The organism is Desulfovulcanus sp. (genome assembly GCF_982781345.1).
In genome coordinates, this window is the sequence record NZ_CEYAEZ010000029.1 from 1 (window position 1) to 13150 (window position 13150).

The 13150-nt window shown below is 40.0% G+C and carries 17 protein-coding genes; 11 read left to right on the forward strand and 6 right to left on the reverse strand.

Annotated elements, in window-relative coordinates; all coding sequences use genetic code 11:
* Positions 1–81: 81 nt before the first annotated feature.
* The 3 genes from AC3WVG_RS06180 to AC3WVG_RS06190 all read right to left on the reverse strand — a co-directional run bounded on the left by AC3WVG_RS06180 (position 82) and on the right by AC3WVG_RS06190 (position 2574).
* Positions 82–645, reverse strand: a complete 564-nt coding sequence (locus AC3WVG_RS06180; RefSeq protein WP_488797294.1) for a hypothetical protein — start codon at positions 643–645, stop codon at positions 82–84.
* A 10-nt stretch (positions 646–655) separates the two neighbouring features.
* Positions 656–1411: a hypothetical protein gene (locus AC3WVG_RS06185; protein ID WP_488797295.1), complete on the reverse strand. Its 756-nt coding sequence runs from the start codon at positions 1409–1411 to the stop codon at positions 656–658.
* 101 nt (positions 1412–1512) lie between these two features.
* Positions 1513–2574, reverse strand: coding sequence for a type I restriction endonuclease (locus tag AC3WVG_RS06190; RefSeq protein WP_488797296.1), 1062 nt, complete (start codon positions 2572–2574; stop codon positions 1513–1515).
* A gap of 569 nt (positions 2575–3143) precedes the next feature.
* On the opposite strand from AC3WVG_RS06190, the gene AC3WVG_RS06195 reads away from it, so the two are divergent.
* The 11 genes from AC3WVG_RS06195 to AC3WVG_RS06245 all read left to right on the forward strand — a co-directional run bounded on the left by AC3WVG_RS06195 (position 3144) and on the right by AC3WVG_RS06245 (position 10112).
* Positions 3144–3443 carry a hypothetical protein gene (locus AC3WVG_RS06195; RefSeq protein ID WP_488797297.1) on the forward strand — a complete coding sequence of 100 codons (300 nt, stop codon included), beginning with the start codon at positions 3144–3146 and terminating at the stop codon, positions 3441–3443.
* Between the two features lie 23 nt (positions 3444–3466).
* Complete coding sequence (locus AC3WVG_RS06200; RefSeq protein ID WP_488797298.1) at positions 3467–3697, forward strand: hypothetical protein; 231 nt, start codon at positions 3467–3469, stop codon at positions 3695–3697.
* Positions 3694–4605, forward strand: coding sequence for a YqaJ viral recombinase family nuclease (locus tag AC3WVG_RS06205; protein WP_488797299.1), 912 nt, complete (start codon positions 3694–3696; stop codon positions 4603–4605). The genes AC3WVG_RS06200 and AC3WVG_RS06205 overlap by 4 nt, the downstream gene beginning before the upstream one ends.
* Before the next feature lie 18 nt (positions 4606–4623).
* Positions 4624–5427, forward strand: a complete 804-nt coding sequence (gene recT / locus AC3WVG_RS06210; protein ID WP_488797300.1) for a recombination protein RecT — start codon at positions 4624–4626, stop codon at positions 5425–5427.
* A 168-nt stretch (positions 5428–5595) separates the two neighbouring features.
* Complete coding sequence (locus AC3WVG_RS06215) at positions 5596–6057, forward strand: hypothetical protein (RefSeq protein ID WP_488797301.1); 462 nt, start codon at positions 5596–5598, stop codon at positions 6055–6057.
* Positions 6057–6281, forward strand: coding sequence for a hypothetical protein (locus AC3WVG_RS06220; RefSeq protein ID WP_488797302.1), 225 nt, complete (start codon positions 6057–6059; stop codon positions 6279–6281). Before AC3WVG_RS06215 ends, AC3WVG_RS06220 begins: the two co-directional genes overlap by 1 nt.
* A 13-nt stretch (positions 6282–6294) precedes the next feature.
* Positions 6295–6759 carry an NUMOD4 domain-containing protein gene (locus AC3WVG_RS06225; protein WP_488797303.1) on the forward strand — a complete coding sequence of 155 codons (465 nt, stop codon included), beginning with the start codon at positions 6295–6297 and terminating at the stop codon, positions 6757–6759.
* Between the two features lie 33 nt (positions 6760–6792).
* On the forward strand, positions 6793–6993 hold the full coding sequence (locus AC3WVG_RS06230; protein ID WP_488797304.1) for a helix-turn-helix domain-containing protein: 201 nt from the start codon (positions 6793–6795) through the stop codon (positions 6991–6993).
* A complete protein-coding gene (locus tag AC3WVG_RS06235) occupies positions 6990–8018 on the forward strand; it encodes a tyrosine-type recombinase/integrase (RefSeq protein ID WP_488797305.1) in 1029 nt (342 codons plus the stop codon). The genes AC3WVG_RS06230 and AC3WVG_RS06235 overlap by 4 nt, the downstream gene beginning before the upstream one ends.
* A gap of 945 nt (positions 8019–8963) precedes the next feature.
* Positions 8964–9530 carry a YeeE/YedE thiosulfate transporter family protein gene (locus AC3WVG_RS06240; protein ID WP_488797306.1) on the forward strand — a complete coding sequence of 189 codons (567 nt, stop codon included), beginning with the start codon at positions 8964–8966 and terminating at the stop codon, positions 9528–9530.
* Between the two features lie 12 nt (positions 9531–9542).
* Complete coding sequence (locus AC3WVG_RS06245) at positions 9543–10112, forward strand: YeeE/YedE thiosulfate transporter family protein (protein WP_488797307.1); 570 nt, start codon at positions 9543–9545, stop codon at positions 10110–10112.
* A gap of 477 nt (positions 10113–10589) precedes the next feature.
* On the opposite strand, the gene AC3WVG_RS06250 is transcribed toward AC3WVG_RS06245, so the two are convergent.
* The 3 genes from AC3WVG_RS06250 to hypA are packed head-to-tail and all read right to left on the reverse strand — an operon-like array spanning position 10590 to position 12965.
* Positions 10590–11918 (reverse strand): sigma-54 interaction domain-containing protein, encoded by a 1329-nt coding sequence (locus AC3WVG_RS06250; RefSeq protein ID WP_488797322.1) that lies wholly within the window; start codon positions 11916–11918, stop codon positions 10590–10592.
* Between the two features lie 5 nt (positions 11919–11923).
* Positions 11924–12583, reverse strand: a complete 660-nt coding sequence (hypB, locus tag AC3WVG_RS06255) for a hydrogenase nickel incorporation protein HypB (protein ID WP_488797308.1) — start codon at positions 12581–12583, stop codon at positions 11924–11926.
* Positions 12584–12611: 28 nt separating this feature from the next.
* Positions 12612–12965 (reverse strand): hydrogenase maturation nickel metallochaperone HypA, encoded by a 354-nt coding sequence (hypA, locus tag AC3WVG_RS06260; RefSeq protein WP_488797309.1) that lies wholly within the window; start codon positions 12963–12965, stop codon positions 12612–12614.
* Positions 12966–13150: the final 185 nt, after the last annotated feature.

Sequence of the window (13150 nt, forward strand, 5' to 3'; positions counted from 1 at the left end):
ATTCTATTAAAGATAGACTGTTAAATAATTTTTCGCTAAAATCAATAAATTCATTCCAGTCATAATTATGAGTGGTTCTCATTATTCTTCAAATTCCTCTCCAATATTTACGAATGCAAACACTTCTTTTTGTTCCAGTAAATCATAAATTTTATTTATAATTTCATCTATTTTATAAGTAGATTCATTACTTTTAAAAAGTATGTAAATACAAATTTGGTCATCGTGTACATAAATTGTTGCCTTTCTTTTATTATTATTTAAGAAATTTACGATGTTAACCAGGAAGTCATGTAAACTTTCAATTTCTTCAACGGATAAGTTTTTTAAACAATTGTCAAAATCTTTCCTGTTTTCTAAAAAAATAATTTTTTGTTTTTCAATAAAATTTATTATTTCCGCTACCTTTTCCTCTAGCCCTAAATTCTCTTCAATAATGGAATAACCTGACAAATTAATCAAATCATAAGAACCAAAAGTGCTTCTTGTCGTAATAGAATGTAGGAATTTTTCCCATACTGATATTGGATCAATGTATCTATTTTTCTGAACAAAAAATTGTTCAGTTCTTCTTTCATTAAAGTAGTTATAATTTCCAGTCCCACCGTAAAATGAATTAAACTCTGCGTTTATTACCTGATCCATAAATAACACCTTAATATTCTAGTAATGTATTTATATGTTGCCATCCCTTCATTAAATATTCTCTTATTTTTTCACAATGTTTATCTTTTTCATTGTTTAGAGTTTCTTTAGATGGAATTGTATTGGCATCTACTAATGTACTATGTACCATAACAACGTCATTTGCATCATTTTTTTCTGATACTTTTGTCCCAACGAATAAATTGTAAAAATTATCAAACCGTTTTATTGTTTCATGAGTGAATCCTATAAGGCCCTTTTCTTGCTCATTGCAAAAATTAGTATATAATTTGGTAATAATATTTTTTTCTATCTTTTTATTAAATCCCCAAGCACAACCTATTCTTACAATATCCAAGTTAAACTTTTTTATAATTTTATCTAAAATTTCAAACAGTTCTTTTAAATCAAAATCTTTTGTTTCAAGGTGTTGTTTTACCAGATCAAGTTTATTAGAAAAAATTCTTAACTCGAAATTTAAGCTTTTAAGTCTTGATACAAGAACAGGAGGCTCACCAATAATTATATTAAAGTTCCCTGAGTTGGGTTGACCAAGCAGGGCATCCTTGGGTGTAGATATAGAGATATCCTTATATTCATCATACAAATATTTTGCAAAATCATCTTTCAGAGGATCAAGCACATTTTTAACCGTATAGGAAGCAATCAATAATTGTTGCCCTGTAAACATTTTTAAACATCTCTCTTTTTTTGTTCTATTTTTCACAACTGCTTTGATTTTACTTTTACCCATCTTTTTCCACAAGTCAACAGCCTCCCGCCTCCTGGCCTCTGGTCGGTGAGATTTTGTCTTGAGCTTGCCTCTGTTAAGCAAAAAGTAAGAGAAGGAAAAACGCTGGCTAATATTTAGGTATCATATTCCGAAATTACTGCTTTGATTTGCTCAGCATATTTAAAAATATCGTTTAAATTATCAATCGGCACCTTTTGTTCCTTTTTTTGTGAAAACAAGCCAAGATATTTCTGTGAGGTGTTAAAATGCAACCTACAAATAGGCTTGCGGTTGTTATCATCTAGCAAGATACCACAGTAACTTTTTTTATCACGCATAGCTACCCTGTTTACATCTACTACTTCTCTAAGAATAGCTTTAACTATATTATAACCTTCAATTTCCTCTTCAGTAGTTATTATTCCATTGTCGTCATTTTTTGTAACAGATTCATCACTTGCTTGTTCTTCCCTATTTTGATCATCAGCAGATAAGGCAGATTTTAACCTTTCATTTATTTTATCATTTATAAACTGTCGTTGAGCATCCTTTACCATTCCAGTAAATTTACTTATAATGTTTTGAGTTAGTTTGCCATCGTAAATTTGCGAAGCAAAAAACCGAACAAATTGAGGAGAAGGACTTTCAAGTTGCTGTTCGAGAATTTTTTTAATAGCTCCAGTATATTTTAATTTACTTGCCGTAGTTAAAATATCTTCAAGGGAAAAAGCAGATTTTGAAAATTTTTTAAGCTGTCTTATGTGATGGTCTTCAAAATCTAATATATCAAATTCAAAAAATGGTTTTGAATCCATCTTGTTCGGTTCTTCGATATCAGAAAAGAAAAGATATTTTATTCCATTTGTAAGAATTCCAAATCGTGCGTCTGTAGCTGAGAAATACCGATAAAGTTGAGAGGCGTGTTCCTTATCAAGATCACACCCACTCCATTTACATTCAATTAACATAATAATGCTATCATCTTTTTTAATAGCATAGTCTACTTTCTCACCTTTTTTGGTCCCGATATCAGCAGTGAACTCAGGAATTACCTCAAGCGGATTAAAAACATCATAACCAAGAGCAGAAATAAATGGCATGATCAAGGCGGTTTTGGTGGCCTCTTCTGTTTGAAGATGATTAAGTTGCTGGGGAATTTTTGAGGCTAGTTCCCTTATTTTGTCAATTAAATCCATTTGTCCCCTCCCTTTCTGGATTTCTCATAACACCGTTATTAAAAACACCGAACGCTTTTATTATTCCCCCACCATTCTGTAACAACCCTCCCTGAAAAATCAAGTCCAACTAAACCGGGTCCTTAAAGCAACAAACATTTGTTCAAGAATGATTGAAAATTTTTATTAAGGGATATTTTTGCCTATACTCAATATTTGTATACTACTATCTTGACATGATGTTGCCAATTGTATACCATTCTTACCAACACAACGGCACACTGACCCACTGCCATGAGAGGCAAGTCCAAAGGCCTGTTGTGGGGCGGCAAAGGTGCTCAACCGATAGGCATATAGCCGCGGGAGGGCTGGTGGGGACACTAAAACTCGTGGAGGGATTGCTAAAAAGAGGGCTAAAAAAATGTGGGTAAAAATAACATGTGGAAACTGCGGGCATTCAGGAAATGCCGACTCTTTCATACCGTTAGACCGGCAATATGATTTCAAATCTCCCTGGAAATGCCCCAAGTGCGAGGTGGAGTTTCGAGGTCTGAGACCGGCAATGCCAATTCAAAGAAACGGAGGTCAAAATGGAGAAAAAATTAACGCTTGCAACCTTGGCTGATGGGGCAGCTGTCGCGGCTGTGGATAACGCTATCCATGAATGTCTTCAAAATATAGCTAATCCTTCAACCGACCCCTGCAAGCCAAGGGTGGTAACACTAACCATTAAAATACAACCCAATGAAGAAAGGAATATGGGCAAAGTAACCTTTCAAGCAAAATCAAAGCTGGCCCCAACACAAGAAATGGAAATGCAAGTTTTGTTTGAGAAGAATGGCGAAGGGAAGGTTGAGGCTTTTGAATATTACCCAGAAGTTCAGATCTAAGATGAAAAGTGAGGAGGATGACTATGTTTCCAGTTAGCTTACCACAAGACAGAAGGCAGATGTGCCTGAACTGTACGGCAATACCACACGAATGGCACGGGAAATGTCCGGTGTGCGGGTACGATAAAGCCATAACTATTGCCCCTGAAAACGCCCTGCGCATCAAAACCGAAGTAATGGGACAGGAGCTTTATGGCGAACTTTACATAGAAGGATGGGAGCCAAGCCACCGCGCAGTAACGGAGGCACTATGACTAGAATGACAAGAGAAGAATGGTTGGAGGCCAGATGTAAAGGCATAGGTGGTAGTGATGCCGCTGCCGTGTGTGGGTTAAATCCCTACAAGTCCCCATTAGAGGTTTATCTGGAAAAAATTGGAGAAATAGATCCGCCAGAAGATAACGAAGCCATGTACTGGGGCAGAAAGCTTGAAGACATAGTCGCCCAGGAATTCTCAGAGCGGACAGGGCTGAAGGTAAGACGCGTAAATTCGATCCTTAAACATAAAGAAGTACCCTTTATGTTGGCCAACCTGGACAGAGTTATTGTGGGAAATGATGAGGGTCCTGGTGTACTGGAATGCAAAACGTCATCTGCTTACAGCCTTAAAAACTGGGAAGAAGTCCCACCGATGTATCAGTTGCAAGTACATCATTATCTTGCAGTGACAGGGTATAAATACGCCTACCTGGCAGTCCTGATTGGAGGGAGAGTTTTTAAATATTTTCGGATTGATAGGGATGAGGAGATAATTGCAGACCTGATAAAAGTAGAGTCTGACTTCTGGCACAACCATGTGCTTGCCGGGGTTATGCCAGAGCCAGACGGAAATAAAACCAGTACGGAACTCCTATCAAAGCTCTATCCTGAAAGCAACGCCAAAACCATTGTCCTGGAAGATGACGAAGCCAAAGCCCTGCTAGAGCGATATTTTGAGCTAGCCCAGCAGGAAAAGGAGTTGAAGGCCCAAAAGGATGAAGTGACCAATAAGCTCAAGGCCCTCATGCAAGACAATGAACTAGCCCTGTGCGGCGAGCATAAAATATTCTGGAAGTCTGTAACATCCAAGCGCTTTGACGCGAAGGCCTTCCAGAAAGACAATCCTGAATTGTATCAAAAGTATTTAAAACCAAGCTCTTACAGACGGTTTCAAATTAAATAGCAGCGGGAGGTTCTGACCATGAAAAATGAGACTGATGTCAAAAAAGCGTTGAAGGCAAAAGCCAACGGTAACGGCAACGGTCAAGTCGCTAAAAAAGATAAGCCACAGACTATTTTTGACCTCATAAAACAGATGACTCCGGCAATACAGAAGGCGCTGCCAAGCCACCTGGCCCCAGATAGACTGGCAAGAATTGTGACCACCGAAATCAGGCGCAACCCAAAACTGCTTAACTGCAAAAAAGAGTCACTGCTTGGGGCTTTAATGTTGTCCGCTCAACTTGGCTTAGAGCCTGGCCCATTGGGGCATTGCTACTATGTGCCCTACAAAGATGAGTGCCAGTTTATCATTGGGTACAAAGGCATGATCGACCTGGCTCGCAGAAGCGGACAGATCAGCAGTATTTACGCTGAGGTGGTCTGTGAAAATGATGAGTTTGATTACGAATTGGGATTAAACCCAAATCTATTTCACAGGCCCAATCTAAAAGATAGAGGCGCCCCTATTGCCTACTATGGCGTGGCAAAATTTAAGGACGGCGGGTACTTTATCAATGTAATGTCAAAAGAAGAAATAGAAAAGCGCAGAAAAAGGAGCGCTACAGCCAGTTCGTCATTCTCTCCCTGGAACACTGATTATGATGAAATGGCTAAGAAAACGGTCATTAGGTCAATGTTTAAGTATCTGCCTGTCAGCCCCGAAATCATGGAATATGGTGTGCCAGACGAGGCGGTTGTGAAGAAAGTTAAAGAAACTCCGGAAGGCACAAGCAATGTTGAAATGGATTTCATAGAGGCTGAGGTTGTGGAAGAAAAAAAATAAAAGTTCCTCCTAACACATATACGCTACCGGCCCCGTGTAGAGTCAACGAAAGGGCAAGTTGCCCTCCTTGCTTGCCCGTTTGAGTAGTTGGTGAGTGCGTAACGGGGCAAAAAACAACTCCTCGGCCTAAAGGGGTGGCCGGGGAGAATGAAAATTAAAGGGGTGAAGATGAGCACAAAAGACCAGGTGAAGCTGTTACTTGTGCACCTTTTAGCGGACGATCCGTTTGTGAAATTTGCAAAAGACGTAAAAGTCCCTTTCAGGGCATGGACTTACATTAGAGCGATAAAGCTCTGGAGGGACAGACTGAACTCAATCCTGGTGGCTAGAGCCAGGGATATAGACAGGACAAGAAGGACTGTCAGGAATAAGGCCCTGGTTATGTTTAATAAAATCCAGGACAGCGAACAGATAGCCTTTGATGACTATTTAAATTTTCTACTGGCTCTGACAGAAGACATCTTGTTCACATTACGTACAAAAAGCAAAAACAATACTGACACAACTTTTTTAAGCAAAATTACAGAAAATTTATATAAGCTCTATCTCTTGTTTGATGAAAATTGTTCTAATGTACAGTCCCAGGAGTGGGGAGACTGGGCTGTTAAACAGGTATGGGAGGTGTTTTGATGGCTAAGTGCTTATATTGTGGGAAAGAATTTACTCCAAAAAGAAAAGACCACAAGTTTCATATAAAAGCCTGCCAAGACGCCTACTGGGCACAAAAAAGAAGAGAACGAGATACAAAAATCAGGGAATATAAAAAACGATTTAAAATGCAAACTTGCTGTCCTTGGGCAGCGGGGTTGATTGAAGGCACAGCCCGGAACGCGGACCCCGTGCTGGGGTTTTGATAGGAGGTTGAGCATGAAAGAAATATGGAAGCCGCTAAATGGATACCCTGGCTATAAGATATCAAATCTGGGAAGGTTAAAGCGCACGAGAGTTCAAGGCCGCTACCCAGCTGGCTGGTTGATGAAACCGCGACGCCACGAACGAAAATATGTTTATCAGATTAAAGTTGACAAAAAAATCTACCTTGATGTTGAGGAGATAACTAAAAAACATTTCCCAGGATTCCGAATCCACCCAGGCTGGCATGGTTGGACACTTAAGCAAAACAAACAAGACAACCAAAAGCTCAAAAAAAACTACCGCCCTGCCCCTGTGCATGTGCCCAAAAAACTCAAGCCAAGCACGAGGCCCTGCCACGACTGCGGCAGGCCAACGACTAACTATCGCTGTGATGCCTGTTGGAGAAAAATTAGAGGCAGCAGTGATGATTATGTGCCTTCCTTTGTAGAAAGCTACACTTGCCATATAGCGCTTTAAAGAGAAAAGGAACTGTTGGCCTTCTGCCAGGATATGAAATGGCTATCTCTTAAAGAAGCATGTGCTTACGCCAAGCGGAGTAGAAATACCCTGCTCCGTCATATCAGAGAAGGTAAAATTATTGGCAATAAGCCGGACGGTCGGTGGGTCGTTGATCGAGAGAGTATAGATAATTTTTATCGACCTGAACTATCGAAAAAAGCTCTTGAAATCGTGAGGTCTCTCAGGCAATGAAAATTGCTATGAGATTGTTTAAGCGTAAGAGAGACGGGATTTGGTACGTAGAGTTTAAACGTGGCCAAGCTAGGTCTCTAAAAACTAGAGATAAAAAAGAAGCCAAAGCTCTCTTTGCTGCCATTAAAAAAGAATACCTAGCCGGCAGGCTCCGGGAAATATCCGGTCAGTCAAATAGAACTCTAGGTGAATTTATCAAGGAATTTTGTGAATGGGCAGCCCCGCCAACACAGCCAAAAAACACTTATCGAGCCAATAAGCTGGCACTGAATAAATTAGCCGATATTGCCGGAGAAAACACACGACTAGACAAGTTAAATATTAAGCATATCGACCAATTAATCGCCAAGTGCAAGCGTGAGAATTTGTCTGTATTTTCAATCAATAATTATCTCAGGCACTTGCGTAGTTCTTTCAATAAAGCAGTGGACTGGAAATATTTACCGGCAAACCCTTTCAGAAAGATCAAGGAGTTACCAACCCCAAAGTCCCCGCCAAAATTCATGGAAAAAAAAGATATTGTAAAATTTTTAGCTTCAATTGAAGATGAAGACTTGCAAAAGATTGTAATTGCTTATCTGGCCACTGGCCGGAGACGGTCCGAATTATTAAATCTTACTTGGCAGGACGTAAATTTAGAGAAAGGAATCTATTATATCAGAAAGGCTAAAAGGCATCTAAGCCGTTATTACCCTATTCCTGAGATTTTTAGGGCTGTTTTGGAAAGCTTGCCAAGAAACAATGAACGAGTATTTCCACGTTGGAAGCACCCAGATACGATTAGCCATAAGGTTAAAAAGGCGCTTAGAGATGCAGGGTATGGCCATCTAAGGCTACATGACCTACGACACACTTTTGGAACTTTATTTGTGGAAGATGGAGGCGATTTGCGGACACTTCAGGATATGCTCGGTCATACTGAATACCGGACTACGGAAATTTATGCACATGTTTCTCAGCGTCATCTTAAAGAAGAAGCTAACCGAGTTCAGTTCCCTGTTCCTGTCCCGATTGTAAAAAAGTAAATTTTGCAGTCCAAATGCAGTCCATTTTTTATAACTACTTGAAATTATTAATAGGGACAACTGATTACGAATCAGCTGCTCTACCAACTGAGCTATCCCGGCTAACTGCTGAGAAGCCTTGTATATCAAGGGTTCATGCCAGGTCAAGAGCTTTTTTGTTATAGTCAAAAATTGTCAAAAAAAGTCAAAATGGCTCGCAAACTACAAGCCAAATGCGAACCATTTTTTTAAGACCGCGGATCCCCCCCCCATTGTTCCACCAGGCGTCCGCTTCGTAGAATTGTCCCTGCGTTGGATTGCCCTAGAGCAATTGCAACGAGGTTGGGACCACAACACCTTCTACTAACCCCTTTTTATTGTTGACCTTTTATCCATATATAATGGATTGGAGATGTGTCCCTAAAAAATATTTAAATAATTTCATAATCCTTAATACGGGAATAAAAATTCGTTACAAATTGAAGAAAATCTCATTCTCGTAAAAATATTATTAAAAAAAACTTCACGTAATTAATAAAAAAACAAATAAATCATATTTTTTTCTGTTGACATTAAATTTATTAATTCTATATATATGTAAATATTTCTAGCATTGAAAATTTTTATCATACTTCTATCCGACACGGCTCACTCTCCTCTTGTTCAAATTCTTCGCCACCTCTAGTTTGTAATTTATTTAGCCCAACATAGTTTGTTCACAACGTATTCAACAGTAATTTTTTTGGTAATCTTATTTTTATCTTTTATACTGAAATAAAATAATAAATAGCCAACAAGGCGCTACAGCAAAGCGCCAACTGCGCAGCGATCGTTTTCCGAGTAATCTGCGCTATAACCCCTGGCTATAGTTTTTTTTCAAAGCTCATAGTCCCGCAATGTGGCGGCTGCCGAGCTTTCCACCAGCTGTCCTTAAATGGTCAGCCTAAACCGCAAGGAGTAGGAACTATGTCTGGACAATTAAATTGGTTCCGCGGAGGAATTGCACTTGCCCTAGTTTTTCTAGTCGCAGTGTGGCTAGTAAAGCCAATTGGTGTATCAACGCAATTCGTTATCTTTGATGGCATCATATGGAATTTATTTTCCGATGATCTTGTTCAAGTAAACCCCAAAACCAAGACTGGTTACTCAAGTACCAACGCATATTTGAATAAAAGCGGAGGAAAGTATGCGAAAAATATAGCTAATCCACTTAACTATAGCTATATTTTTGTATTTGGTATAATTCTAGGCTCTTTTCTTTCGGCTAAAACCAAGGGGCCTAAAGCAACTAAAGAGGATCGCCAGGCGCCTGAAGTTTGGCGCCAGAGATTTGGCTCATCTATCTATAAACGTTACATAGTTTCCTTTATCGGTGGATTTCTAGTTTTATTTGGAGCGAGGTTGGCAGGAGGCTGTACCAGTGGACATATGATGAGCGGGATGATGCAGACATCCTTGAGCGGTTACCTTTTCACGTTAGGCGCTTTCGCAACAGCAATTCCACTGGCAATCTTAATGTATGGCCGCAAATAAATGGAGGTATTTATGGATATATTACTTGCAATAATACTTGGTACATTATTTGGTTTTGTACTACATCGAATTGGCGCAGCCAACCCACAAAATATCATTAACATGCTGAGGTTGACAGATTTTCATCTAATGAAAACAATTATATGGGGTATCTCGCTCAGCAGTGCTCTCCTTTTTTTGGGACTAACACTCGGTATCATTGATCCCTCTCACCTGTCAGTTAAGTCCAGCTACTGGGGCGTCATTATTGGCGGTGCTATTCTAGGTCTTGGCTTTGCGATCGCGGGGTATTGTCCAGGTACTGGCCTTGCTGGTTTAGGGGACGGAAGAAAGGACGCAAGGTACTTTGTAATTGGAGGACTATTCGGAGCCTTTGTTTATATGCTCGTTTTCGCAGCATTAAAAGACACTTTTCTAATGAAAAAAATAGCTGGAGGGAAAGCAACACTTGCTGCGACAGGTAATCCATCATACATATCGTTAATTGAAAGTGTTCCTGGAGTAATTGTTGCTCTGGTCATTTCAGTAATATTTTTTATATTTGCGTGGAAACTTCCTAATAAAACGGACAATGATAGCTAACCCCAGGATCAAGATGACCTGTTGCGGCTTCAAGAAGGTCTGGCAACAATCTCCGTGTTATAGAGTCTGTGACCAAACACCATTTTGACTACCAGATTAGAAATCCTGGTTTCTTGAAAGCATTGCAAAGGGCTGACTAAGCCATCTTGACGAAGCTTGCGGATAAGCAGAGCATCGGGTGACAAAGTTAAATATACGGGACTATTTGCCATAAATATCGACAAAAAAAGAATACTCATTTATCCTGAATATCCCTTATGTTCTGCCCGCAAGCAAGTTATAGATGGGTCCAGGCATTTGCTCAAGCATGAAAGAAACCAGGATTAAAAAATTATGAAAAATTGTCCTCTTAAGTAAGGTTTGGCCACAGACTCTACAACGAAATTGGTCTTCTTGTTGTCCTGCAGACCTACCATGTGTGTAGGACAAGAGCCTTGTGTACGGTAAACGAAAAAATAAGACGACAATACAGATGGGTTATTTTTGCGCCATTTTCTGGCAACGAGCGAGCATACGGCGAAGGGTATCTTTGGATATTTTTAGCTCGCGGCAAGTGGCCATTTTGCGGCCATTATTTCTAGCCAGGGCATCTAAAACAGCCTGGCACTTAATTTCTTCTAATGTTCTGGGTGCATTTTCAGCCCGCTTTGATTGGTCTTGCAGATGTTCAGGCAAGTGTTCGACTTGAATAAATCCCCCAGGACAAAGAATAAAGGCATATTCAAGAATATTTTCCAACTCCCGGATATTTCCGGGGAATTTATAACGCATCAAAATAGCTAAAACATCTTCAGAAACTCCCTGAATGTCCTTGTCCTGAATAACATTAAACCGACGAATAAAATGGTTTATAAGTAAAGGTAAATCTTCCAGCCTCTCCCGCAAAGGAGGCAGTCTTAACTGGACAATATTTAAGCGATAATACAAATCCTGCCGGAAAGCCCCATTCTCGACCATCTGCTCCAGGTCTTTATTGGTAGCCGCAATTACCCTGGCATCAACCTTTATGCTTTCAGTCCCTCCTAGTGGTTCTATGGTCTTTTCCTGGAGAAAACGCAGGAGCTTAACCTGCAGCGGAAGGGGTAAATCTCCGATTTCATCTAAAAAAATCGTTCCATCATGAGCCAGAACCAAACGACCCGGTTTATCTTTTTTAGCATCAGTAAAGGCTCCTGCTTTGTACCCAAATAATTCTGATTCCAGCAAGTTTTCAGGCAAAGCCCCACAATTTACCGTGATCATGGGCCCATTTTTGCGTGTACTCAAATTGTGGATGGCCCTGGCAAAAAGTTCCTTGCCTGTGCCTGACTCGCCAGTAATAAGCACAGTAGATTTACTGCGGGCAATTTGCGGCAAAACGCGAAATATCTTAGCCAGGGCCTGACTTTTACCCACAATATCTTCAAAAGTGTACTTTTCCTCCACCTGCTGGCGGAAAATATGGATGGCGGTCAGATCCCTGAATGTCTCTACCCCTCCAATTATCTCGCCCTTTTTATTATGCAGTGGTGCGGCACTGATGCTGATTGGAATCTTTTGTCCATCTGAACGGATAATAAAAATTGACTTGTTTGTGATATTCTTATTGTGCTTTAAGCAGTGCTTTAAGGCACACTGACCATCACAAATACTGGAACGAAACACCTCCCAGCATTTATGCCCCAGAGCATCTTCAGCCTGGATGCCTGTAATCATAGTTGCAGCCGCATTAAAAAAGGTAATATTCCAGTCCAAATCGACAGTAAAGACCCCGTCAGCAATGCTATCTAGGATTGCATCCAATGAAATATCTTTAGGAAGAGACATAAAAGTTAACGTTTCTTCTTTTTGGCCACCTCTTGTCTCAACCAATCGTACCACTTATCCAATCCTTCTCCTGTTCTGGCTGACACAGGGAAAATTTCAATATCTTTATTTAAACTTCTGGCAATATTGCTGGCTCTCTCCAGACTAAAATCAACATAGGGCAGGAGATCAACTTTATTTAAGAGCATAACCTTGGATTCCGCAAAAATAAGGGGATATTTCTCAGGCTTATCATCACCTTCAGCCACGCTTAAAATGGTCACCTTATAATCTTCACCCACACTAAATTCAGCCGGACAAACCAGATTACCCACATTTTCAATAAACAAGATATCTACACCATCCAAATCCATCTTATTTACCGCTTCCAAAACCATGGAACTGTCCAAATGGCAGCCACCATCAGTATTGATTTGCAGGGCCTGGGCCCCGGTAGCCGCAACTCTCTGGGCATCATTGTTGGTTTGAACATCTCCCTCAATGACCGCCATTTTAAACTCATCTTTTAAATCTGTTAAAGTCTTTTCCAACAGAGTGGTCTTGCCAGCGCCAGGAGAGCTCATTAAATTTAAGGCCAAAATTCTCCTCTGTAAAAAGGTTCGGTTTAACTCTTGGGCTATCAGTTCATTGGCCTCCAATATATTACGCACAACAGGAATTTGCATATTTTTCTCCTTTTATTTTTAAATTTTACTACTCTGCTTCGATCTCTTCTATATATAACTCTTTCCCGGAAATAATTTCATGTCCAAACTCTGTCTCGCAGAACGGGCAGGTCATAATCAGTAAATCAGCTTCTTGCGGACTAAACTCTTTACTGCAATTACGACATTTAGCCCGTAAAGGGATCTCTTCTGTTTCCAACTTTGCCCCTTCCAACCCCGTTCCAATAGTCATAACCTGAAAAGCTGTCTCCAGGGCCTCGGGGACAATGGCTGAAATCTGTCCATACTTTACCTTCACTTTCATCAATTTGGTCACATTATGTTTGTCCATTTCTTCTTTGATAATATCAACCAGGCTCTGAGCAATAGACATTTCATGCATTAACTAACTCCATTTAGATGATATTTGCGCAAATATTAACCCCTTTGCGCGAAATTTTCCTTACCCGTTTTGAACTCAGATTTAAAGCGGGTGCAAGTCAAAAATAATTTTTTTAGCAAAATTACGCTAGGGTAGCAGGACTAAATCCCGCCACTGACTTCCCTTCTATAATCAAGAGAAGTAAA

Coding starts and splice junctions, on each gene's coding strand:
- AC3WVG_RS06180 (WP_488797294.1), bottom strand. CDS start 645: ATGGATCAGGTAATAAACGCAGAGTTTAATTCATTTTACGGTGGGACT.
- AC3WVG_RS06190 (WP_488797296.1), bottom strand. CDS start 2,574: ATGGATTTAATTGACAAAATAAGGGAACTAGCCTCAAAAATTCCCCAG.
- AC3WVG_RS06195 (WP_488797297.1), top strand. CDS start 3,144: ATGGAGAAAAAATTAACGCTTGCAACCTTGGCTGATGGGGCAGCTGTC.
- AC3WVG_RS06200 (WP_488797298.1), top strand. CDS start 3,467: ATGTTTCCAGTTAGCTTACCACAAGACAGAAGGCAGATGTGCCTGAAC.
- AC3WVG_RS06205 (WP_488797299.1), top strand. CDS start 3,694: ATGACTAGAATGACAAGAGAAGAATGGTTGGAGGCCAGATGTAAAGGC.
- recT (WP_488797300.1), top strand. CDS start 4,624: ATGAAAAATGAGACTGATGTCAAAAAAGCGTTGAAGGCAAAAGCCAAC.
- AC3WVG_RS06215 (WP_488797301.1), top strand. CDS start 5,596: ATGAGCACAAAAGACCAGGTGAAGCTGTTACTTGTGCACCTTTTAGCG.
- AC3WVG_RS06220 (WP_488797302.1), top strand. CDS start 6,057: ATGGCTAAGTGCTTATATTGTGGGAAAGAATTTACTCCAAAAAGAAAA.
- AC3WVG_RS06225 (WP_488797303.1), top strand. CDS start 6,295: ATGAAAGAAATATGGAAGCCGCTAAATGGATACCCTGGCTATAAGATA.
- AC3WVG_RS06230 (WP_488797304.1), top strand. CDS start 6,793: ATGAAATGGCTATCTCTTAAAGAAGCATGTGCTTACGCCAAGCGGAGT.
- AC3WVG_RS06235 (WP_488797305.1), top strand. CDS start 6,990: ATGAAAATTGCTATGAGATTGTTTAAGCGTAAGAGAGACGGGATTTGG.
- AC3WVG_RS06240 (WP_488797306.1), top strand. CDS start 8,964: ATGTCTGGACAATTAAATTGGTTCCGCGGAGGAATTGCACTTGCCCTA.
- AC3WVG_RS06245 (WP_488797307.1), top strand. CDS start 9,543: ATGGATATATTACTTGCAATAATACTTGGTACATTATTTGGTTTTGTA.
- AC3WVG_RS06250 (WP_488797322.1), bottom strand. CDS start 11,918: ATGTCTCTTCCTAAAGATATTTCATTGGATGCAATCCTAGATAGCATT.
- hypB (WP_488797308.1), bottom strand. CDS start 12,583: ATGCAAATTCCTGTTGTGCGTAATATATTGGAGGCCAATGAACTGATA.
- hypA (WP_488797309.1), bottom strand. CDS start 12,965: ATGCATGAAATGTCTATTGCTCAGAGCCTGGTTGATATTATCAAAGAA.